The 22239-nt window shown below is 43.1% G+C and carries 18 protein-coding genes; 13 read left to right on the top strand and 5 right to left on the bottom strand.

Annotated features, from left to right (window positions below):
• Window positions 1-97 precede the first annotated feature (97 nt).
• Window positions 98-535, top strand: a complete 438-nt coding sequence (locus tag Xenpb_RS03640) for a GNAT family N-acetyltransferase (RefSeq protein WP_187653143.1) — start codon at window positions 98-100, stop codon at window positions 533-535.
• A gap of 172 nt (window positions 536-707) precedes the next feature.
• Here Xenpb_RS03640 and betA read toward each other — a convergent pair whose 3' ends face one another.
• Genes betA through betI form a run of 3 tightly spaced genes read right to left on the bottom strand, consistent with a single transcriptional unit; the run spans window position 708 to window position 4551 of the window.
• A complete protein-coding gene (gene betA / locus Xenpb_RS03645) occupies window positions 708-2387 on the bottom strand; it encodes a choline dehydrogenase (RefSeq protein ID WP_187653144.1) in 1680 nt (559 codons plus the stop codon).
• Window positions 2388-2414: 27 nt separating this feature from the next.
• Complete coding sequence (gene betB, locus Xenpb_RS03650; protein ID WP_187653145.1) at window positions 2415-3908, bottom strand: betaine-aldehyde dehydrogenase; 1494 nt, start codon at window positions 3906-3908, stop codon at window positions 2415-2417.
• Window positions 3909-3951: 43 nt separating this feature from the next.
• Window positions 3952-4551 carry a transcriptional regulator BetI gene (gene betI / locus Xenpb_RS03655; RefSeq protein WP_187653146.1) on the bottom strand — a complete coding sequence of 200 codons (600 nt, stop codon included), beginning with the start codon at window positions 4549-4551 and terminating at the stop codon, window positions 3952-3954.
• A 209-nt stretch (window positions 4552-4760) separates the two neighbouring features.
• On the opposite strand from betI, the gene Xenpb_RS03660 reads away from it, so the two are divergent.
• Entirely contained in the window at window positions 4761-6803 is a 2043-nt protein-coding gene (locus tag Xenpb_RS03660) for a choline transporter (RefSeq protein WP_187653147.1), read from the top strand.
• A gap of 95 nt (window positions 6804-6898) precedes the next feature.
• On the opposite strand, the gene Xenpb_RS03665 is transcribed toward Xenpb_RS03660, so the two are convergent.
• Window positions 6899-8161 (bottom strand): MFS transporter, encoded by a 1263-nt coding sequence (locus tag Xenpb_RS03665; RefSeq protein WP_368666795.1) that lies wholly within the window; start codon window positions 8159-8161, stop codon window positions 6899-6901.
• 422 nt (window positions 8162-8583) lie between these two features.
• Between Xenpb_RS03665 and dinB the strand changes: the two genes are divergently transcribed.
• Complete coding sequence (gene dinB / locus Xenpb_RS03670) at window positions 8584-9639, top strand: DNA polymerase IV (protein ID WP_187653149.1); 1056 nt, start codon at window positions 8584-8586, stop codon at window positions 9637-9639.
• A gap of 116 nt (window positions 9640-9755) precedes the next feature.
• Here the strand turns inward: dinB and pepD are convergent, their stop codons facing one another.
• Complete coding sequence (gene pepD, locus Xenpb_RS03675) at window positions 9756-11216, bottom strand: beta-Ala-His dipeptidase (RefSeq protein ID WP_187653150.1); 1461 nt, start codon at window positions 11214-11216, stop codon at window positions 9756-9758.
• Between the two features lie 277 nt (window positions 11217-11493).
• Between pepD and gpt the strand changes: the two genes are divergently transcribed.
• From gpt to recA, 10 genes are all read left to right on the top strand, one after another.
• Window positions 11494-11955, top strand: coding sequence for a xanthine phosphoribosyltransferase (gpt, locus tag Xenpb_RS03680; RefSeq protein WP_187653151.1), 462 nt, complete (start codon window positions 11494-11496; stop codon window positions 11953-11955).
• Between the two features lie 15 nt (window positions 11956-11970).
• Window positions 11971-13209: an esterase FrsA gene (gene frsA / locus Xenpb_RS03685; RefSeq protein WP_187653152.1), complete on the top strand. Its 1239-nt coding sequence runs from the start codon at window positions 11971-11973 to the stop codon at window positions 13207-13209.
• Between the two features lie 71 nt (window positions 13210-13280).
• Window positions 13281-13682 carry a sigma factor-binding protein Crl gene (gene crl / locus Xenpb_RS03690; RefSeq protein WP_187653153.1) on the top strand — a complete coding sequence of 134 codons (402 nt, stop codon included), beginning with the start codon at window positions 13281-13283 and terminating at the stop codon, window positions 13680-13682.
• A 159-nt stretch (window positions 13683-13841) separates the two neighbouring features.
• A complete protein-coding gene (gene proB / locus Xenpb_RS03695; protein ID WP_187653310.1) occupies window positions 13842-14945 on the top strand; it encodes a glutamate 5-kinase in 1104 nt (367 codons plus the stop codon).
• Between the two features lie 49 nt (window positions 14946-14994).
• Entirely contained in the window at window positions 14995-16248 is a 1254-nt protein-coding gene (proA, locus tag Xenpb_RS03700; RefSeq protein WP_187653154.1) for a glutamate-5-semialdehyde dehydrogenase, read from the top strand.
• 162 nt (window positions 16249-16410) lie between these two features.
• Window positions 16411-16932, top strand: coding sequence for a shikimate kinase AroL (gene aroL, locus Xenpb_RS03705; RefSeq protein ID WP_187653155.1), 522 nt, complete (start codon window positions 16411-16413; stop codon window positions 16930-16932).
• Window positions 16933-17070: 138 nt separating this feature from the next.
• Complete coding sequence (gene aas, locus Xenpb_RS03710; protein ID WP_187653156.1) at window positions 17071-19218, top strand: bifunctional acyl-ACP--phospholipid O-acyltransferase/long-chain-fatty-acid--ACP ligase; 2148 nt, start codon at window positions 17071-17073, stop codon at window positions 19216-19218.
• A gap of 20 nt (window positions 19219-19238) precedes the next feature.
• Entirely contained in the window at window positions 19239-20435 is a 1197-nt protein-coding gene (gene lplT, locus Xenpb_RS03715) for a lysophospholipid transporter LplT (RefSeq protein WP_187653157.1), read from the top strand.
• A gap of 25 nt (window positions 20436-20460) precedes the next feature.
• Window positions 20461-20964, top strand: a complete 504-nt coding sequence (gene pncC, locus Xenpb_RS03720; protein ID WP_187653158.1) for a nicotinamide-nucleotide amidase — start codon at window positions 20461-20463, stop codon at window positions 20962-20964.
• Window positions 20965-21067: 103 nt separating this feature from the next.
• Window positions 21068-22144: a recombinase RecA gene (recA, locus tag Xenpb_RS03725; protein WP_099114712.1), complete on the top strand. Its 1077-nt coding sequence runs from the start codon at window positions 21068-21070 to the stop codon at window positions 22142-22144.
• Window positions 22145-22239: the final 95 nt, after the last annotated feature.

A 22239-nucleotide genomic window follows, 5' to 3' on the forward strand; every position in this document is an offset into this window, starting at 1 on the left:
ATTTCAGCTAAATAATTTTTATCTCTTTCTGGCTTGACTTAATTATCTGTTTAAAAGTAGTTTATAGAAATCTGAAAAACAGACTCAGGATACAATAATGAAAATAAAACACAGCATAGGAAGACAGGATTCCGTGTTGATAGAACAAGCCTTTTCTATTCGCCAACAGGTATTTACGGATGAGCAGGGATTTGACGCCGAAATTGATATTGACGAATATGATGATATTGCCTTACATGTGGTGATATTTGATGATGAAAAGCCAATAGGTGTATTACGGGCGATCCTGCAAGATGATAATATGCTTAAGGTTGGGCGGGTCGCGGTATTGAAAGATTACCGTGGACAGGGAATTGGTCGTGATGTTATGAAGTTTATTGAGGACTATGGGCGAAAAAATAAAGTGACAACCATTGGATTATCGTCACAATGTCATGCTCAGCCATTTTATGAAAGCCTTGGTTACCAGGTCCAGGGGGAAATTTATTTGGAGGAAGGCGCAGAGCATATTTTTATGATATTAGATTTGACATGATTATTTTTCCTGATGAGTCCCGAAAGAATTAATATCGGAAAGCGATAATTATTTCTATTTTGAGTATTAATACGGGAAAAATGAATGTGCAAACAATACCATATAAACCTGCTGCATAATTCTCTCAATTTCCCGTATTAGAGTTTTATTCCATATCGCGAAAAGAAATTTATTAGTTATTTTTTACTGACTGGCGAACCGGGGCACCATTAGCAACATAATATTTCACCTGACTACGTGGCAGGGGAGAGATCCCACGAATGTTATCGGCAATTTTTTCTGCCATCATAATCGTCGTGGCATTCAAATTACCCGTTATGATTTCCGGCATAATGGAAGCATCAATAACACGCAAGTTTTCAACGCCATGCACACGTCCCTGACCATCCACGACAGCCATTTCATCTGTTCCCATTTTGCAACTGCATGATGGGTGAAATGCTGTTTCGGCATGTTCGCGAATAAAGGCATCTAACTGTTCATCTGTCTGGATTGCAGCGCCGGGGCTGATTTCACGTCCACAATACGGAGCCAATGCGGGCTGCGCCATAATTTCTCGTGTAATGCGAATAGCATCGCGAAATTCCTGCCAATCTTGCTCCGTTGACATATAGTTGAACAAAATGCTCGGATGTTGACGCGGGTCTCGTGACTTAATTTTCACTCTCCCACGACTTGGGGAACGCATAGAACCCACGTGAGCCTGAAAGCCATGTTGATTGACAGCATTGCTGCCGTTGTAATTAATGGCAACGGGTAGGAAGTGAAACTGAATATTTGGCCAGGCAAATTTCCCATTGGTACGAATAAACCCACCAGCTTCAAATTGATTGCTGGCACCAATGCCGGTTCCTTTGAATAGCCATTCAGCGCCAATTTGAGGCTGGTTATACCATTTCAATGCGGGATAAAGAGAGACAGGCTTGAGGCATTCATACTGCAAGTACATCTCAAGATGATCTTGTAGATTTTGCCCGACGCCCGGCAATATTTGCACCGCAGGAATGCCGAACTCGTTTAATACGTCTTCAGGGCCAATGCCTGATCGTTGCAAAATTTGTGGGGAAGCAATCGCACCGGCACAAAGTAACACCTCTTTACGTGCCTTTGCTTGTGTTAACGTCGAGCTATTGCCTCGGTAAAAATTGACGCCAACAGCCGTTTTTCCTGCAAATTCGAGGGTATCAGTCAACGCATGGGTAATGATAGTGAGATTGTCACGTGATCGCGCTTGATCCAGATAACCACGGGCTGTGCTGGCACGACGTCCATGAGGGGTAACGGTACGATCCATTGGCCCGAAGCCTTCTTGCTGATAACCATTCAGATCGTCAGTACGTGGGTATCCGGCCTGGATGCCGGCTTCAACCATGGCGTGAAAGAGTTCGTTGTTTCCCGCCTTGGGGGTCGTGACACTGACAGGGCCATCACTGCCGTGATAGTCATTTTCACCAATATCCCGTGATTCAGCTTTGCGAAAGTAGGGCAGACAATCAAGATAAGTCCAGTCTTCCAGACCTGACTGTGTTGCCCAGTTATCAAAATCCATCGCATTGCCACGAATGTAACACATGCCATTGATGAGTGAAGATCCACCCAGTCCTTTTCCACGCCCACACTCCATGCGACGATTGTTCATATGGGGTTCAGGATCGGTTTCATATGCCCAGTTATAACGGGTTCCCTGCAAAGGATATGCCAGCGCTGCCGGCATTTGGGTACGGAAGTCGAATCGGTAATCTGGTCCTCCTGCTTCCAGCAGCAGGACAGTGACATTGGGATCTTCCGTCAAGCGGGTTGCAAGCACGTTACCCGCTGAACCAGCGCCGATAATAATGTAATCAAATACCATTGTTATCTCCTCTGTTTCAGTCATGGATTAAAATAGGGATTCAAAATTGCCCAGTTCCACCTGTATTGATTTGATTTGTGTGTAATGTTGCAGTGTGACCAACCCATTTTCGCGGCCAACACCAGAATGTTTATAACCGCCAACAGGCATAGCCGCAGGAGACTCTCCCCATGTATTGATCCAGCAGATCCCGGCTTCCAGTTGGTGGATCACGCGGTGCGCACGGGAAAGATCTTTCGTTACCAATCCCGCCCCTAGCCCGTATTTTGTGTTATTGGCTCGCGCGATGACTTCATCTTCCGTCTCATAAGTCAGGATGCACATCACGGGGCCAAAGATTTCTTCCTGTGTAACCAGCATGTCATCAGTACAATCACTGAATACCGTTGGTGCAACAAATGCGCCTTTCGCCAAATCGCCTTCCAGCAGGCGGTTGCCACCACAGAGCAAGCGGGCATTGGCATTTTTGCCACTGTCGATATAGCGCAAAACAGATTCCATGTGTGGGAAACTCACCAGAGGACCAAAGTTGGTGTTGGGATCGAGAGGTGAACCAATGCGAATACGTCCAACCCGCTCCAGAATTTTAGCTTCAAATTGTGAAAGCAGGGTTTTGGGAACAAAAACGCGTGTCCCATTGGTGCAAACTTGGCCTGAGCTGAAAAAGTTTGCCATCATGGCAATATCAGCAGCACGATCCAGATCGGCATCATCAAAGATGATGAGCGGAGACTTACCACCCAGTTCCATCGTGACTTCTTTTAATGTTGTCCCTGAAGCATCCGCCATGACTTTTTTGCCAGTGGCAATGCCACCCGTAAAAGATATTTTGGCGATTTTTGGGTGAATGGCCAAATAATGTCCCACTTCGTGACCTGCACCAGTCAGGACGTTGAATACACCATCAGGCAAACCCGCTTCGGTATAAATTTCAGCTAATTTCAGGGCGGTGAGGGAAGTGACTTCGCTGGGTTTGAAAATCATGGCATTGCCGGCAGCCAGCGCTGGTGCTGATTTCCAGAGCGCAATTTGAATGGGATAGTTCCATGCGCCGATACCTGCGACGACGCCCAGTGGTTCACGGCGCGTATACACGAAAGAAGATTCACGCAGGGGAATTTGCTGGCCTTCGAGGGCAGGGATCAAGCCTGCATAATATTCCAGAACATCAGCTCCCGTGACAATATCAACCTGTTGGGTTTCAGAGAGGGGTTTTCCTGTGTCCAGTGTTTCCAGTTCAGCCAGTTCATCATTGCGTTCACGCAATATATTCACTGCCTTGTGTAAGATCCGTGAACGTTCTACAGCCGTCATGGCCGCCCAGATTTTCTGCCCCTTATGGGCACTTTCGACAGCCAGATCAACATCCTGCTCAGTTGCAGATTGAAATTGGGCAATAACCTCACCATTGGCAGGATTGATTGCATCAAAAGTTGCGTTGCCGGAAGTGGTTTTACTGGAATTGGTACTATCAACATAAGCACCGTGGATATAAAGTTTCTGTGAGCCGAAATGGGTCATAGATTCTCCTTAAGAGCGGTTATAAACCAGAACTCAGGTCCTATCAGATACGTCTATTTTTGTCTGATATAGTCTGCTCGATGTAATTGATGGTGATTTTTAACGCCTCATCCAGGTTAAAAGGCTTACTGCTTAATGCACTTCGCAGCCAAATGCCGTCAATCAATGCAGCAAGCCCTTGTGCCGCGAGCCGTGCTTCTGTTTTTGGCAGAGTGCGTTTGAATTCGACGCAGATATTGGAATACAAACGGCGTTCATTGATTTGTTGTAACCGATAAAGTTTGGGTTGGTGCATACTGCTTGCCCAAAATGCCAACCAGGTTTTCATTGCAGCGCCGTTGATTTGGCTGGGATCAAAATTCCCTTCGACAATGGCTTTTAACCTTTGAGTGGGCGTTGCGTTGTCCAGCAGGCGTAACCGACGTGCTACAGCCATTCTCAGTTGATGCAATAAGTAACGCATGGTGGCTTCCAGTAACCCGTTTTTGTCCTTGAAGTAGTGGCTGATAATGCCGTTGGAAACACCTGCTTTTCGGGCTATTTGCGCAATACTCGCTTCCTGCATACCAACTTCATTGACGACGATTAATGTTGCATCAATGAGTTGTTGTTTTCTTATCGACTGCATTCCAATTTTTGGCATGATTTTATGCTCAGAAAACCAATCATTCGGCGGTTATTAAACTTTTTTTTGATTGAATGTTCAATCAAAATTAAATATGTTTTATTACAATATTTTCACAATCTGCAATTAAAATTATTCAATATGGTTTAAATTTTGTTTTTAATTCAATCTGTTATATCAATTATTCTTTTTTGTTTCTCTACGCCAAATAATTTCAGGAACTGCCTATGAACATACAAGACAGTCCAAAAAACATTCAGAAGGACACGCTGAACTCTGTCGTTTTTTTCACCTCTGCCGGACTAATTATTATTTTTTCGCTATTCACGATTTTTTTTACAGATGCAACGAGTGCCTGGATAAAAAATACTCTGGGTTGGGTCTCTAAAACTTTTGGTTGGTACTACTTACTCGCTGCTACGCTTTACATTGTGTTTGTTATTTTTGTTGCTGCCTCCCGTTTTGGCTCCATCAAATTAGGGCCGGAGCAATCCAAGCCAGAGTTCAGTCTACTCAGTTGGGCTGCAATGCTGTTTGCTGCTGGAATAGGCATTGATTTGATGTTTTTCTCGGTGGCTGAACCTGTGACGCAATATATGCGGCCCCCAACGGGTCAGGGGGAAACGATTGAAGCAGCTCGTCAGGCGATGGTATGGACATTGTTCCACTATGGCCTGACGGGCTGGTCTATGTATGCTTTGATGGGAATTGCATTAGGGTATTTTAGTTATCGTTATAACCTCCCTCTGACCATTCGTTCGGCGCTTTATCCCATCTTCGGTAACCGAATAAAAGGCGCAATCGGTCATGCTGTGGATATTGCCGCAGTGATAGGGACAATTTTCGGGATTGCAACCACACTGGGAATTGGGGTGGTACAACTGAATTATGGCCTGAAAGTACTTTTTGGATTACCCCAGGGCTTGGGAGTACAGGGAGGCTTGATACTATTATCTGTGGTGATGGCCATTGTTTCTGTGACTTCTGGTGTAAACAAGGGGATTAGATTTTTATCTGAGTTGAATGTGCTATTGGCTCTTGGATTGGTTCTGTTTGTCTTGTTTGTGGGGGATACTGAATTCTTGCTTAACGGGTTAGTACAGAATGTCGGGGATTATATTAGCCGTTTCATGGGCATGACGCTGAATAGCTTTGCCTTTGAGCGCCCGAATGAATGGATGAATAGCTGGACGCTATTTTTCTGGGCATGGTGGGTAGCTTGGTCGCCGTTTGTTGGCTTGTTTTTGGCGCGTATTTCCCGTGGCAGAACCATTCGTCAGTTTGTCATGGGAACATTAGTCATTCCATTTGTTTTTACACTGTTATGGTTATCGATTTTTGGTAACAGTGTGTTGTATGAAATCCTTCATGGTAATCGTCAATTGGCCGAAACAGTGCTGCAACACCCAGAACAAGGTTTTTATGGTTTGTTGGCACTTTATCCGGCCTTCACATTCAGCGCATCTGTAGCCACGATTACGGGATTGCTGTTTTATGTGACATCCGCGGATTCTGGATCGTTGGTTTTAGGGAATTTCACATCTCATCTGAATGATATCAATAACGATGCCCCTAATTGGCTGCGAATTTTCTGGTCTGTAGCAATTGGAGTATTAACATTAGGTATTCTAATGACAGATGGTATCTCTGCTTTGCAGAATACAACGGTCATCATGGGGTTGCCTTTTAGTTTTGTGATCTTCTTTGTGATGGCGGGATTGTATAAATCTTTGCGTGTAGAAGATTTCCGTAAAGCCAGTTCATTGCAAAATACCTCCCCGACTCTTGTGCATGATAATGGATCATTGAATTGGAAGCAGCGCTTAAGCCGTATGATGCATTTTCCTGGTACGAAAAATACTCAACGGATGCTGGATATGGTATGTCGTCCCGCCATGTTGGAAGTTGCGAAAGAGTTAGTCGTGCGTGGCGCGAAAGTTCAGTTCCATGCCTTGCCTTCGCAAGAGGACAGGCGATTAAATCCATTGGAGTTGGTTGTTGATTTGGGTGATGAGCAAAATTTTATCTATCAGATTTGGCCACAACGTTATTCCGTACCCGGATTTACCTATCGGGCTAGATCTGGCAAGTCTTACTATTACCGTTTGGAAACGTTTCTGATGGAAGGAACGCAGGGTAATGATTTGATGGATTACACAAAAGAGCAAATTATCAGCGACATTCTTGATCACTATGAAAAGCATCTGAACTTTATTCACCTTAATCGCGAAGCACCGGGGCAGACATTGATTTTTCCAAGCGGAGGATAAGATTAAATGATGAAAAACGCCTGCACTGTATGAATCGCAGGCGTTCTTTTGTCTATCTGAGATAATTAACCGTTTACCATTAATGATTAATTTTTTTATCCATTTTCTGAATGGTAAGCTTTAGGATAAATTTTACTATAATAGCTATCCAACTCAGACTCCGACATTTTTGATATTTCAATATACTTTGGTGAAAACAGAACCAAAAACGACACTAATCCCATTAAAGCAGAAAAGACGAGTAATAAAATTCTTATATCATAGCCTTCTACAATATATGTCGCGGATATCATTCCCAACGGTATTGATACAATGCAGATAGCGAGAAATTTGGATTCCATTGTATTACGATGAGTTTCTGGTGTTGCAAGGCATCGAATTGAGGTGGTATTGATGTTATAAATGACCACCCCTATTCCACTAATTAACATATAAACACATAGTCCGGTTAATGATGTTGCTGTAGAGATCCCGGCTATACATACAGAGATTGTTAACGCTGCAACAAAGGCACCATGAGCCTTACAGAATAACTTATTCATATATTTAATAATAATGACACTTCCAATCATCATGCCTAATCCAAATGTGGCTTCGGCAATTCCTACTTGTAAGGCGCTCAGTTTAAATTCGTTTATAATAATAAGTGGAGTGATATAGGTAACTAATGGAACTATGGTGAAATTAAAAAAGGAGGAAACAATGACTAAACTTGCCTCTGTCGGGTTTTTAGTAATGATTCTAATGTTTCCTATCTTACTTTTATGATTTTTTTGGGGTTTTTCGGTTTGTTTACCCTTGATAAAGTAAAACCCAATAATGGATGAAATAGCCATTGATGAAATAAAAATTAAAGCGCCATCAATTTTTAAATAGTGGATTACGATCCCAGATATGGCAGGGCCAAGAATAATATTAACGGAATTAACAATTCCTCGATATTTAAATGCAGATTCTAATTTATTTTTATCACTGATTTCTGGAAGGATACTTGTACCAATCGGTTGAATGAGTATGGCTGAGATAGAAGCGAAAATATAAATAATACCTAAAGGAAGGTATAGGTTTTTATCTATAAAATTAGAAAGAATAAAAAGCAAGGCTGTTGGGATGATACAACATAATAGTATATTTTTTTTATTGAATCTGTCGCCAAGATCACTCATAAAAACCAGAAATAAGACTTGTAATAACCATGACGAAAAGATAAACCATCCAAGCTGAAAGTCGAGATTCAGCACTTCAATCATCCACCATGAAAATAGCATGCCAAATGCCCTTGTGGAGGATGTAAATAAAATATCAGATATTTGATATAGGAAAAATGACATATTATTTTTCATTACTACCCTTATTATTTTTAATAAAGTATATCTACTTGATCAACTTAGCTAATGTTACATATGAAATTCATTCATGTCACTGTTGTACTAAAACTAATTGATATATTCAATTGGCGTTTTGTGATATTGATAGAATATTAATCTAAAGTTAAGTAAATCTCAGGTTTTTTATATTGCCTAATTTAGTAAGGCTGTTCAACTCAATATTTTTTGCTGTTATTCATCTTTTTTACTGCTATTCAACCGATTTATTTAATATTTTGGTTTTAATTCAACCACTCATGATGCTTTGCGGTGGCTGCAAGTCAATCAAAAAAATTGATGAGTTATGTTTACATTCAAGGGGATGAGCCTGTTGAAATTGCGCTAAAAAATTAGCTAGAGTTTCATAATTCATTTATGTATATTTATACAGTGTTTTGGCATGGAGAGATCAGATGCGCAAAATTATTCATATTGATATGGACTGCTTTTTTGCTGCCATTGAAATGAGGGATAATCCATCACTTCGCAATATTCCTATTGCAGTGGGGGGAAGTGCTGATCGAAGAGGTGTAATCAGTACGGCGAATTATCACGCCCGGCGTTTTGGGGTTCATAGTGCGATGTCCACTGCGATGGCATTAAAACTCTGCCCTCAATTGAAAGTCATTCCTGGTCGAATGGCGATTTATAAAGAAGTGTCTCAACATATCCGCCAAATTTTTTCCCGTTACACAGAGTTGATTGAACCCCTCTCTTTGGATGAGGCTTATCTGGATGTAACAGACTGCCGCTATTGCCACGGTTCCGCTACCTTAATTGCCCAAGAAATTCGTCAGGTCATTTTTGATGAATTGCAATTAACGGCCTCTGCTGGTGTTGCGCCTGTCCGGTTTTTAGCCAAAATAGCGTCTGATATCAATAAACCGAATGGTCAATATATTATTTCTCCTGAACAGGTAGAAATTTTTGTTAATTCGTTGCCATTACGCAAAATTCCCGGCGTCGGAAAAGTGACAGCCAAGCGTCTGTCAGACATGGGCTTGGAAACCTGCTCTGATGTTCGGCACTACGATAAGCTGGCGTTAATAAAAAGCTTGGGCAAATTTGGTTTATCACTTTGGGAACGCTGCCACGGTATTGACGAACGGCAGATTACACCAGAGCGTTTGCGTAAATCTGTCGGGGTGGAAAAAACGTTGGCGCAGGATATTCATGAATGGCACGAGTGTGTGGAGTTGATTGCAAAACTTTATCCTGAGTTGGAAAAACGATTAGAAAAAGTAAAACCGGATCTGCGCATTGCTCGTCAGGGGATCAAATTAAAGTTTGATGATTTTCAATTGACAACACAGGAGCATACTCACCCTTTATTGGATAAATCCGATTTGATTCAGATTGCAAAACAAGCCTGGGAAACTCGTAGAGAAGGGAGAGGGGTTAGGTTAGTTGGGTTGCATGTCACCCTGCAAGATCCACAATTGGAACGCCAGCTTTTATTAGAGTGGTAAAGTTGAAGTGATAAAGATGCAGTCAATAAACAAACAGAATCTGGAAACTGAATCTCCCCTACGACAAATCGCAGGGGAAAGATGATATAGTTTTTGGTTACTTTTTATTGCTCTTCTTACTCTTTAACCGGAATAGATTTCAGAATCGCGGTGAGTAACTGCCAATATTGACCAACGCTCTTAATGTGAACTTTTTCATCAGGAGAATGAGCACCACGAATGGTTGGGCCGATGGAAACCATGTCCATGTCAGGATATGGCTTTTTGAACAGGCCACATTCCAGACCAGCGTGGATCACCATAATATTTGGTGTCTTGTCGAAAAGTTGCTGGTAAGTTTCGCGAACTAAATACATCACTGGGGAATTGGCATCAGGCTGCCAACCCGGATAACTGCCACTGGCTACTGTTTTCGCACCAGACAGTTTTGCCAGAGAATGCAGCATCTCAACAACATAAGATTTGCCAGTTTCGATCAGCGAACGAATCAGGCAAATAATTTCGACTTTTTCCTCATCCATTGTCACAACGCCGACGTTCAGCGAAGTTTCTACAACACCTTCGGCGACATCACTCATACGGATAACACCGTTAGGCATGGTATTGAGCATGGAAAGGAAACGAATCTGGCAATCTTCCGTAAACGCCTGCGATGATGTTTCGGTTTCATTCAGTAAGAGGGTAAGGTTAGCTTCAACGACCGCATATTCGTTTTTCAGTGTTTCCAGATAGCTATCTTTCAGTTGATGCAGTTTTTCAAGTTTATCGGCTGGAACTGCAATGACACTGGAACCTTCACGAGGAATGGCATTGCGCAGGGTTCCCCCTTGCAGGTGAATTAATTTCAAGTCTAATTCATCTGCATGTGCTGACAGAAAGCGAGCCAATAATTTGTTGGCGTTGCCAAGCCCCAGATGGATATCACCACCAGAGTGACCCCCTTTCAATCCTTTAATAGTGAGTTCCAGAGTCTTGTAGCCAGTTGGCAGAGCTTCACGGGACAATGGCAAGGTTGTGACAAAATCAATGCCCCCGGCACAGCCCATGTAAATTTCGCCTTCTTCTTCTGAATCGGTATTGATCAGAATATCAGCCTGTAACCAGCCGGATTTCAGGCCAAATGCGCCGTCCATGCCTGCTTCTTCAGTCATGGTCAATAGCACTTCCAATGGGCCGTGTTTGACTGATTCATCCGCTAACACTGCCAGAGCGGAAGCCATGCCGATACCGTTATCAGAGCCCAGGGTTGTACCATCGGCTGTCACCCAATCTCCATCAATATAAGGGCGGATAGGATCTTTTGTGAAATCGTGTTGGGTATCATTGTTTTTCTGTGGAACCATATCAAGGTGCGCCTGAAGAACGACGGCCTTGCGATTTTCCATCCCTTTTGAAGCAGGTTTTCTGATCAAAATATTGCCGGCTTCATCCCGCTCGACATGAAAATCTTTGCCTTTTGCCCATTCAATGATGTGGGATGCCAGTGCTTCTTCATGATAGGACGGGTGCGGAATGGAACAAATTTGGGCAAAAATATCCCATAGCGGCTGAGGTGATAAGGTTGATAATTCGGACACGGCAAATCTCCTGTAACTACATTTTGGTGAGAAAATATATCTTGGTGAGAAAATGGTAATGTTTGATACATTAGGGCGCTTTTGTCATCTTGCGTTATCCCAATGCCCATGCCATGCTTGAGGATACCATTTTATTATCTGCAATGCGCAGTCAGAATGAGGCCTTACCTTGTTTTTACTGGTTTTTGTCTGCTCAAATCTCTATAATCTCGCGCAACCTTTTTTCCGCAAAAAAACGCTTTTCTGAAATATTCTTTAGTTTCCAGGATCAAATTTTATGAGTGAAAAATATGTTGTAACGTGGGATATGTTGCAAATACATGCCCGTCAATTGGCACAACGTTTACTTCCCGTCGAACAGTGGAAAGGTATTATTGCTGTCAGCCGCGGTGGTCTTGTACCGGGAGCATTACTGGCACGTGAATTGGGAATTCGTCATGTCGATACTGTCTGTATTTCCAGCTATGATCACGATAATCAGCGTGAGTTGCATGTATTGAAAAAAGCGGAAGGAGACGGTGAAGGTTTTATCGTTGTTGATGATTTGGTTGATAGCGGAGGAACTGCAAAGGCCATTCGCGCGATGTATCCGAAAGCCCATTTTGTAACAATTTTTGCAAAGCCTGCCGGTCGTCCTCTTGTGGATGATTATGTTGTTGATATTCCCCAAAACACATGGATTGAGCAGCCATGGGATATGGGAGTCATGTTTGTTCCACCTATTTGTGATAAGCAGTAAGATTTTTCTTTTGTCATGACTAAACAAAACCTTTCAGAGTCGCTGTTTAAGCCCCGGTTTAAGCATCCAGAAACCTCTACACTGGTAAAATACACTCGCCCACAGTCTATAAATGCCAGTGATAGCGCGCTTGGCGAGGAGCGTTGGTATCGAATGATTAATTGGCTTGCCTGGATCTGGAGGGGAATAAATCCGCTTGAAATTCAAGATGTTCTAAGCCGGATTGCCGTAACAGATGCCGAACGCAGTACTGATCATTTATTGGATACTGTGATCGGCTATCGTAAAGGAAATTGGGTATTTGAGTGGTCGCAGCAGGCGATGCACTGGCAACAGGAAGCATTGCGTGCTGAAGAGGCTGAGAAAGCAGGAACATGTTGGTTAAAAGCTGCAACGCTCTACAGTATTGCTGCTTATCCTCATTTGCGTGGTGATGAATTGGCCGATCAAGCCAGTGTGTTGGCTAATAAAGCCTATGAAAATGCTGCGCGCTTTTCTGATTATGAGCTGAAAAAACTGGAATTTCATTTGGAGGAAGGCAAAAATGTTACTGGACTATTGCATCTTCCTTCCCATGTTCAGGGGCCTTGCCCAACGATCTTAGTCTGTGCCAGCCTTGATAATGTACAGAGCGATTGTTGGCGGTTATTCCGCGAGCATTTTGCGCCTCTCGGTTTTGCCATGTTGACGGTGGATATGCCTTCTGTTGGTTATTCAGCCAAATTTACATTGACACAGGATACCTGCACGCTTCATCAACAAATTCTGCAACAACTGAATACCATACCGTGGATTGATCATACCTGTATCGGTGTGTTTGGTTTTCGTTTTGGTGCAAATATTGCTGTTCGTCTTGCTTATCTGGAGCCAAAACTTATTAAAGGGGTTGCGGTGGTAGGCCCGATTGTTCATGAATTACTGCATGATAAGAAATTACAGCAGAAAATTCCGTCAATGTATATTGATGTGCTGGCTAGCCGATTGGGCATTTACCACGTTGATGAAGAGAGACTGCGTTCAGAGCTGAGTTGTTATTCCTTGAAAAATCAAGGATTGTTGGGACGACGCTGTACTGTTCCAATGTTTTCAGTGTATTGGGAAGACGATATTTTCAGCCCAAGAAAAGACTCAAAATTGATTGCCATGTCATCAATGGATGGCTCATTACGGGCTATTCCTGCTACATCCGTTTATAGTGGTTTCAATAAGGCTTTACACGAAATAAGTGTATGGTTAAAAGATAAAGTTGTATAAAACAAAATTTATTACTTGATATTTTTTAATCATTTGATACAAAGGTGTTCTGTATATAAGGAGACCTTTGTATGACTTTGCCCGCAAGTTATTCTAAAAATAAGTTGTTAAAGAGTTTTTCTGCATTAGGGCCGTATGTACGTGAATTAAAATGCCAAAACGGTTATTTTTTCTTTGACTGTCTGGCGGTTTGTGTCAGTGCAAAAGCGGCGCCAGAAAAACGTGAATTCTGGGGATGGTGGTTGGAATTAGAGGCACAGGAGCAAGGTTTTATTTATAACTATCAGATAGGCTTATTTGATAAAAATGGTGAATGGTGTGCCATGAATATCAAAAAAAAGGCTGATCTGGAGCATCTTGAGTCGACCTTGCAGACGTTTCATAAACGTCTGGCTGATTCTTTTGAAACGCTCAATCTTACGTTAATCCCATCCGATAATACGATCACTCTTCAGACGCAAGTGATAGCATAAGTCTGTTTTAAGCCCGCTTTTTTTAAATTTTGCGTTATGTCAGTTGGCATAACGCTTCTCTCCTGTTAAAACTAAATATTGTTTTTTAAGTGCGTGGTTTTCTTAAGCATATTGCTTTTTCAAATTGTTTTTTCAAATAACTGTAATGGCAGAAATATGATGAATGGCAGCCAAACATTGGTTGTGAAACTGGGGACGAGTGTATTGACTGGTGGCTCTCGTCGTTTGAATCGTGCTCACATTGTAGAGCTGGTTCGCCAATGTGCTCAACAGCATGAAAAAGGCCACCGCATTATTATTGTGACTTCCGGCGCGATTGCGGCCGGACGTGAGCATTTAGGATATCCTGATCTTCCCGCTACAATCGCGTCAAAACAGTTGCTGGCAGCAGTCGGGCAAAGCCGTCTGATTCAATTATGGGAGCAGCTTTTCTCGATTTATGGTATCCATGTCGGGCAAATGTTGCTAACCCGTGCGGACTTGGAAGATCGTGAACGCTTCTTGAACGCAAGAGATACACTTCAGGCACTGCTTGATAACCACATTGTTCCCATTATTAATGAAAATGATGCCGTTGCGACAGCGGAGATTAAAGTGGGTGATAATGATAACCTTTCTGCGTTAGCGGCTATTTTGGGCAGTGCAGATAAATTATTGCTCCTGACAGATATCGAAGGACTTTATACTGCGGATCCTCGCAACAATCCTGATGCGGAATTGATCTCTGAAGTACATGACATCAGCGATGAATTGAAAATGATGGCCGGAGACAGTGTTTCAGGTTTGGGCACAGGGGGAATGGCGACAAAACTTCAGGCCGCTGGTGTTGCCGGGCGTGCAGGAATCGATGTCATCATCGCGGCTGGCAATAAACCAGACGTTATTGCCGATGTCATTCAAGGAAAACTAGTAGGTACACGTTTTCATGGTCAAGCCAGCCCGATGGAAAATCGTAAGCGCTGGATCTTTGGCGCACCTCCTGCCGGAGAAATCATTGTCGATCATGGTGCAGAAGCCGCCATTCTTGAAAAAGGCAGTTCATTGTTACCCAAAGGGATAAAAAACGTTAAAGGTGATTTTTCCCGTGGTGAAGTCATTCGTATTCTTAGCTTATCCGGTAAGGATTTGGCTCATGGTGTTTGCCGCTACAACAGTGACGCCTTACGTTTGATTGCAGGTCATCATTCACAGCAAATCAGCCAGATACTGGGATATGAATATGGCGCTGTTGCGGTTCACCGTGACGATTTGATCGTAAGTTAATTGATCATAATTGATAGATCTTAATTGATCGTGAGTAAAGGATTCCACCATGCTAGAGCAGATGGGAAAAGCAGCCAAAACAGCATCATGGCAATTGGCTCAGTTAAGTACCAGCCAGAAAAATCAGGCATTGAATCACATTGCTGATTTATTAGAGACTGAAAGTGAGGTTATTCTTGCTGCCAACCAGCAAGACATGAACCAAGCCCGTGAACAGGGTATGAATGACGCATTGCTCGATAGGTTATTGCTGACATCTGAGCGCTTGAATGCTATCGCTAATGATGTGCGTCAGGTCTGTCGTTTGGCCGATCCTGTCGGGCAAGTGATGGATGGGCAATTATTGGATAATGGATTGCAATTGAGCCGTCGCCGTGTTCCTCTGGGAGTCATTGGCGTAATTTATGAAGCCCGTCCGAATGTCACTATTGATGTCGCATCATTGTGTCTGAAAACCGGCAATGCGGTAATATTGCGCGGTGGTAAAGAAACTCATCATACTAATCAGGCCATGGTTAAAGTGATTCAGCAAGCACTGGAACAAAGCGGGTTACCTGCGGCTGCGGTTCAGGCTATCAGTAAACCGGATCGTGAGTTGGTGGCTGAATTGCTGAAAATGGATCGCTATGTTGATATGTTGATCCCTCGCGGTGGCGCTGGACTGCATAAACTGTGTCGTGAACAATCTACCATTCCGGTGATTACCGGGGGAATTGGTGTTTGTCACACATTTGTAGATGAAAACATCAATATCGAAAAAGCATTGGAAGTTATCACTAATGCGAAAGTGCAACGTCCAAGCGCCTGTAATTCATTGGAAACCTTGTTGGTGCATGAGAAAATTGCGGCTGATTTCCTGCCAATCTTAAGTGTAAAAATGAAAGAGCAGGGAGTGACATTACATGCCGGTGAATCCGCAATGACATTGCTGAAAAACGGCCCTGCAACCGTTGTCGGGGTGGTAGAGGAAGATTACTGTGATGAATGGCTGTCACTGGATATGAATGTGGAGATTGTCAGCAATATTGATCAAGCGATTGACCATATCCGCACTTATGGTACGGCTCATTCTGACGCGATATTGACTGAGTCTTTGCAACAGGCTGACTATTTTGTACATCGGGTAGATTCAGCCGCTGTATATGTAAATGCAAGTACCCGTTTTACTGATGGTGGTCAATTTGGTTTAGGGGCTGAAGTAGCTGTCAGTACGCAAAAATTACACTCCAGAGGCCCAATGGGGCTCGATGCACTGACAACATATAAATGGATTGGTTATGGCGATTATTTACCTCGCCGCTGATAAGTTCTGTTTTAGTTAAAACTCATTGGATTATGTAGTCACACTTAGGATTAAGTGTGACTTTTTGTTCAATAAAAAATACTTTTTACACTGGTGTAAATATTTAGTTACTATACTCCATGTTTAGACTTAATTTCACATATCCTTCAGGAAAACAGCAAAATGAAACAAACTCTATTCATCGTAGGTGCACGAGGTGCAGGGAAGACGACAATAGGTAAGTTGTTAGCTGAAGCATTGTCGTATAAATTTGTTGACACTGATGAGAGTGTCCAGAGCTCCAGTCAAATGAGTATTGCTGATCTTGTTGAACAAAATGGTTGGGAATATTTCAGAAAACTGGAAGGCCAGATACTGAAAACGGTGAGTCAACGTGAACATGTCATTTCCACGGGTGGGGGAATGGTTCTGGCACCAGAAAATCGCCTTTATATGCAGCAGAATGGCACGGTGATTTATTTGCAGACGTCCGCAGAAGTGTTAGCCAGGCGGTTATCCCTCAATCCAGAAAACTCACAGCGCCCCAGCCTGACAGGAAAATCCATCACAGAAGAAATAGAAGCGGTATTGGTTGAAAGGGAGCCGCTATATCATGAGTGTGCAGACTTCATTGTTGATGCCAGCCTTACAACAGAAGATATCGTCTTTAGTGTTAAATCTTACATTTTGAACCAGAAAAAATAAAATTATCTGATATATCGAGGTCTTTTAGGTTTATTTCTCATATGGCAGGTAAATCCTATATGTCAGATTGCTTATACAACTTATAGTATCATTCTACTTACTCACTTTAATTTTATTTAATTATATTGAGATATGGATATGCTCTTAAATTTTATACGGTTACTTATTCGTGTGCTTTTTCGTGTCACAGTAGAAGGCGATGATAAGCAGTTTAAACATCCAAAATGTATTATTACACCCAATCACGTTTCATTTCTGGATGGTCTTTTAATTGGGTTGTTCTTGCCAGTAAAACCAGTATTCGCTATCTATTCTAATATCGCGACCCGTGGTTTTCTCAAATTCATCAAATCCTATGCGGATGTTGTACCTCTGGATCCAACCAATCCGATGGCTGTCAGGACATTAGTTAATGAAGTGGAGAAAGGGCGTCCGATTGTGATTTTTCCGGAAGGAAGGATCACTGTGACCGGCTCCCTTATGAAAATCTATGATGGTGCTGCGTTTATTGCAGCTAAATCAGGTGCAAAGGTGGTTCCGATTCGTATTGATGGCGCGGAACAAACCATTTTTGGGCGATTGAAAGGAATAATGAAACTGCATTGGTTCCCGAAAATCACCATTAAAATTTTACCGGCCGTTGATCTGCCGATGCCGGATGCACCTGACTCTACAACACGCCGCCGTTTAGCTGGAGAGCATCTTCATGCCATCATGATGGATGTGAGAATGCAGACACGTCCAAAAGAAACGTTGTTTAGTGCTTACCTGGCTGCACAAAAACGCTTTGGTCGTTTTAAACCTTGTATTGAGGATGTGAATCTCAAGGAAGACAGCTATCACTCATTATTGAAAAAAATATTAGGCGTCAGCCGGATTTTAGAACGCTTTACAAAAGAAGGTGAACGGGTTGGTTTGCTGCTGCCGAATGCAACTGTGATGGCGGCTGCCATTTATGGTGCTTCGTTGAAAGGGCGGATACCTGCGCTGTTGAACTATACGGCAGGAAGCAGCGGCATTAAAAATGCCATGCAGGCAGCAACCATTAAAACCATCGTAACCTCTCGCCAATTTCTGGAAAAAGGGCAATTGACTCACTTGCCAGAACAGGTGACAGAAGCGAATTGGGTATATCTTGAGGATTTAAAAGACAGCATCACTCGGGATGATAAACTATGGATACTGTGGCACCTGATTTTCCCTTCCAAAGCCATCATGACTTCGCAAAAGCCGGAAGATGATGCTTTGATCCTGTTTACGTCAGGTTCAGAAGGAGCGCCAAAGGGGGTTGTTCATAGCCACACTAGCTTACTGGCTAACGTTGAGCAGATAAAAACAATTGCTGATTTTACTCCTCAAGACCGTTTTATGTCCTGCTTACCACTGTTTCATGCCTTTGGTCTGACAGTCGGTTTACTTACTCCGTTAATGACAGGCAGCCGGGTATTCCTTTATCCAAGCCCACTGCATTACCGTGTTGTACCTGAGTTGATTTATGATCGCAACTGCACCGTGTTGTTCGGAACTTCGACTTTTTTGGGTAATTACGCCCGCTTTGCACATCCTTATGATTTTGCCCGGTTGCGCTATGTGGTGGCTGGCGCAGAAAAACTGTCAGAAAATACTAAACGTGTTTGGCAGGATAAATTCGGTATTCGTATTTTGGAAGGCTATGGTGTGACAGAGTGTGCACCTGTTGTTGCGATCAACGTACCAATGGCAGCAAAAATGGGAAGCGTCGGTCGGATTTTACCGGGAATAGAGGCACGTTTACTGCCTGTACAGGGTATCGAAGACGGAGGACGCTTACAGTTACGTGGGCCGAATGTCATGAAAGGTTATTTGCGTGTCGAAGCACCTGAGCGTTTGGAGCCACCATCGGCAGAAGATGCTGTAGGGAATAACCAAATCGGTTGGTATGACACTGGAGATATCGTTTCGATTGACGAAGAAGGCTTCTGTACGATTAAAGGGCGTGTGAAGCGCTTTGCTAAATTGGCGGGAGAAATGGTTTCTCTTGAAGCGGTAGAGCAAATCGCATCAAGGGTTTCCATTGATGCGCTACATGCAGCAACCGCCAAGAGTGATCAAAGTAAAGGTGAAGCGCTGGTCCTGTTCACAACAGATACCAATTTGAATAGAAATGCAATGCTGGGAATAGCCCGTGAAATGGGAATGCCTGAGTTGGCGGTTCCACGAGACATTCGTTATATCAAGCAACTTCCTTTGCTTGGTAGTGGCAAGCCAGATTTTGTCACATTAAACAAAATGGCCGAACAGGAGTAAGGAAACATGGGAGTAAGGAAATGAATGGTACTGTGGAAACACAACCACTGTTAAATCGGGGTATGAAAGCAGTATTATTATCGCAATTTCTCTCTGCTTTTGCTGACAATGCGCTATTCTTTGCCATCCTGGCTCAATTAAAGGCTGAGGCTTACCCAGAATGGAGTCTGCCTGCCCTGCAAATTGTCTTCGTACTGACCTATATTGTACTTGCCCCCTTTGTGGGGCAAATTGCTGATCGGTTTTCAAAAGGGCGCGTCATGCTCTTTTCCAATAGCGTTAAATTGCTTGGAGCCATCAGTATCTGCATCGATATGAATCCGTTTCTGGGATATGCCTTAGTGGGAATTGGTGCGGCGGCTTATTCTCCTGCTAAGTATGGGATCTTGGGTGAATTGACAAATGGCGGACGTTTGGTAAAAGCCAATGGGATGATGGAAGCATCGACCATAGCTGCTATTTTGATTGGCTCAGTTGCTGGCGGATTCCTTTCTGACGCTGGCCTGATATGGGCATTAGGGCTTTGTGCATCGTTGTATGCTGCTGCAGTTGTGGCGAATTTCTATATTCCCCGTTTGGATGCCGCCCGCCAAGGAAAAGGCTGGAATCCCAAAAAAATGCTGGTGGATTTTATCTCGGTTTGTGCTTCACTTTGGCGTAATCAGGACACGAGATTTTCATTGGTTGGCACCAGTTTATTTTGGGGGGCAGGTGTCACACTGCGATTCCTGTTGGTTGCCTGGGTTCCCGTTGTTCTGGGAATAGAGGGAAATACTACACCTACATTGATGAATGCTGTAGTCGCTATTGGTATCATTGTTGGTGCTGGTCTGGCTGCACAGTTTATTACATTGAAAACTGTGCGCCGTTGTATGCCAGCAGGCATTCTGATTGGCATTATGGTTATTCTTTTTGTCACTCAGCAATCAATAGGGTTTTCCTACCTGATTTTGATAGCCCTCGGCACATTTGGTGGACTATTTGTTGTTCCATTAAATGCGTTATTGCAAGAACATGGAAAACATTCTATGGGAGCAGGTAAAGCCGTTGCTGTACAAAACCTTGGTGAAAATAGTGCCATGCTGGTTATGCTGGGGCTGTATTTGATTTCCATTAGCTTTGGTGCCTCAGCCGTTGCGGTTGGCATTGGTTTTGGGATCTTGCTCTCCTTGGCAATAGGGGGACTATGGATTTGGGATCTGTTTCGGAAAAATTAATTTCTTATAGCATTGAAGGCCTGTTATGGATGAAAAAATCCTGTATCAGCTTAGTATTGAACTGGGAAAGAGATTAACACAGAGAAAATTATCCGTGACCTGTGCAGAATCCTGCACAGGGGGCTGGATTGCCAAAGTGATCACAGATATTGCAGGAAGTTCAGCCTATTTTAATCGCGGTTTCGTGACATACGGTAATAATGCTAAACATGAAATGCTGGGTGTTTCACTGGCGTCACTCGAACAGTTTGGTGCAGTCAGCGAACGGGTCGTAAAAGAGATGGCCGAAGGGGCACTAAAAGCTGCTAAAGCGGATTTTGCTGTTTCTGTCAGTGGTATTGCCGGGCCAGATGGTGGCAGTGAAGAAAAACCGCCAGGCACAGTTTGGTTCGGCTTTGCTTTTCATGTAAATGGAAGCATACAGACTGTAGTACATCATCAACATTTTGTGGGTGATCGCAATGCAGTGCGTCTACAGGCTGTTATTTTTTCTTTAACAACATTGTTGGAAGAAATCGTAAAAAATTAGCTTGATGCTGTATGATTATACAGTATAATCATATGGCACTTTGGTATCAGAAACAGTTTATCAGCAGTGGGGCAGCCCCTTCATTGCTTGCGAAGGAGTAAACATGGCTAACGATGAAAACAAACAAAAAGCACTAGCAGCAGCGCTGGGTCAAATTGAGAAACAATTTGGTAAAGGTTCCATCATGCGTTTGGGTGAAAACCGCTCAATGGATGTTGAAACCATTTCTACAGGCTCTTTGTCACTGGATATTGCATTGGGTGCGGGTGGTTTGCCAATGGGCCGTATCGTTGAAATATACGGGCCTGAATCTTCCGGTAAAACAACGCTGACATTACAAGTAATTGCTGCAGCCCAACGCGAAGGCAGAACTTGTGCTTTTATTGATGCCGAACATGCCCTTGATCCAGTTTATGCCAAAAAACTGGGTGTAGATATTGATAACCTGTTGTGCTCTCAGCCTGATACAGGTGAACAAGCACTGGAAATTTGTGATGCTTTATCACGTTCTGGCGCTGTTGATGTCATTATCGTTGACTCCGTTGCTGCATTGACACCAAAAGCAGAAATTGAAGGTGAAATTGGTGACTCCCATATGGGGTTGGCAGCACGTATGATGAGTCAGGCCATGCGTAAGCTGGCGGGTAATTTGAAAAACTCAAATACCCTGCTGATCTTCATCAACCAGATCCGCATGAAAATTGGCGTGATGTTTGGTAACCCAGAAACCACAACTGGCGGTAATGCACTGAAATTCTACGCATCCGTTCGCTTGGATATTCGTCGTACCGGTTCTGTGAAAAATGGTGATGAGGTTGTTGGCAGCGAAACTCGTGTGAAAGTAGTCAAGAACAAAGTTGCAGCGCCATTTAAGCAAGCTGAATTCCAAATTCTTTATGGTGAAGGTATTAACACACTCGGTGAATTAATCGATTTGGGTGTTAAACACAAAATGGTGGAAAAAGCAGGTGCGTGGTATAGCTATAATGGCGACAAAATTGGGCAAGGTAAAGCCAATGCCACTATTTATCTGAAAGAACATCCAGAAACTGCGGCTGAATTAGATAAGAAACTGCGCGAACTGTTGCTGAATAATACCGGAGACTTTAGCAGCGCGGCTTCCGATTATGTAACAGATTATGAAGATAACGGTGAAGAAGTAAATAACGAAGAGTTCTAATTACGCTTTATTCTGCCGTAATGCACAGAAATAACCTGGCTTTTTCAAAACCACATCCATCTAGGGTGTGGTTTTTTTATAGGAAATGAACATCC

It is taken from the genome of Xenorhabdus sp. PB62.4, from assembly GCF_014467285.1.
Lineage (GTDB): Bacteria > Pseudomonadota > Gammaproteobacteria > Enterobacterales > Enterobacteriaceae > Xenorhabdus.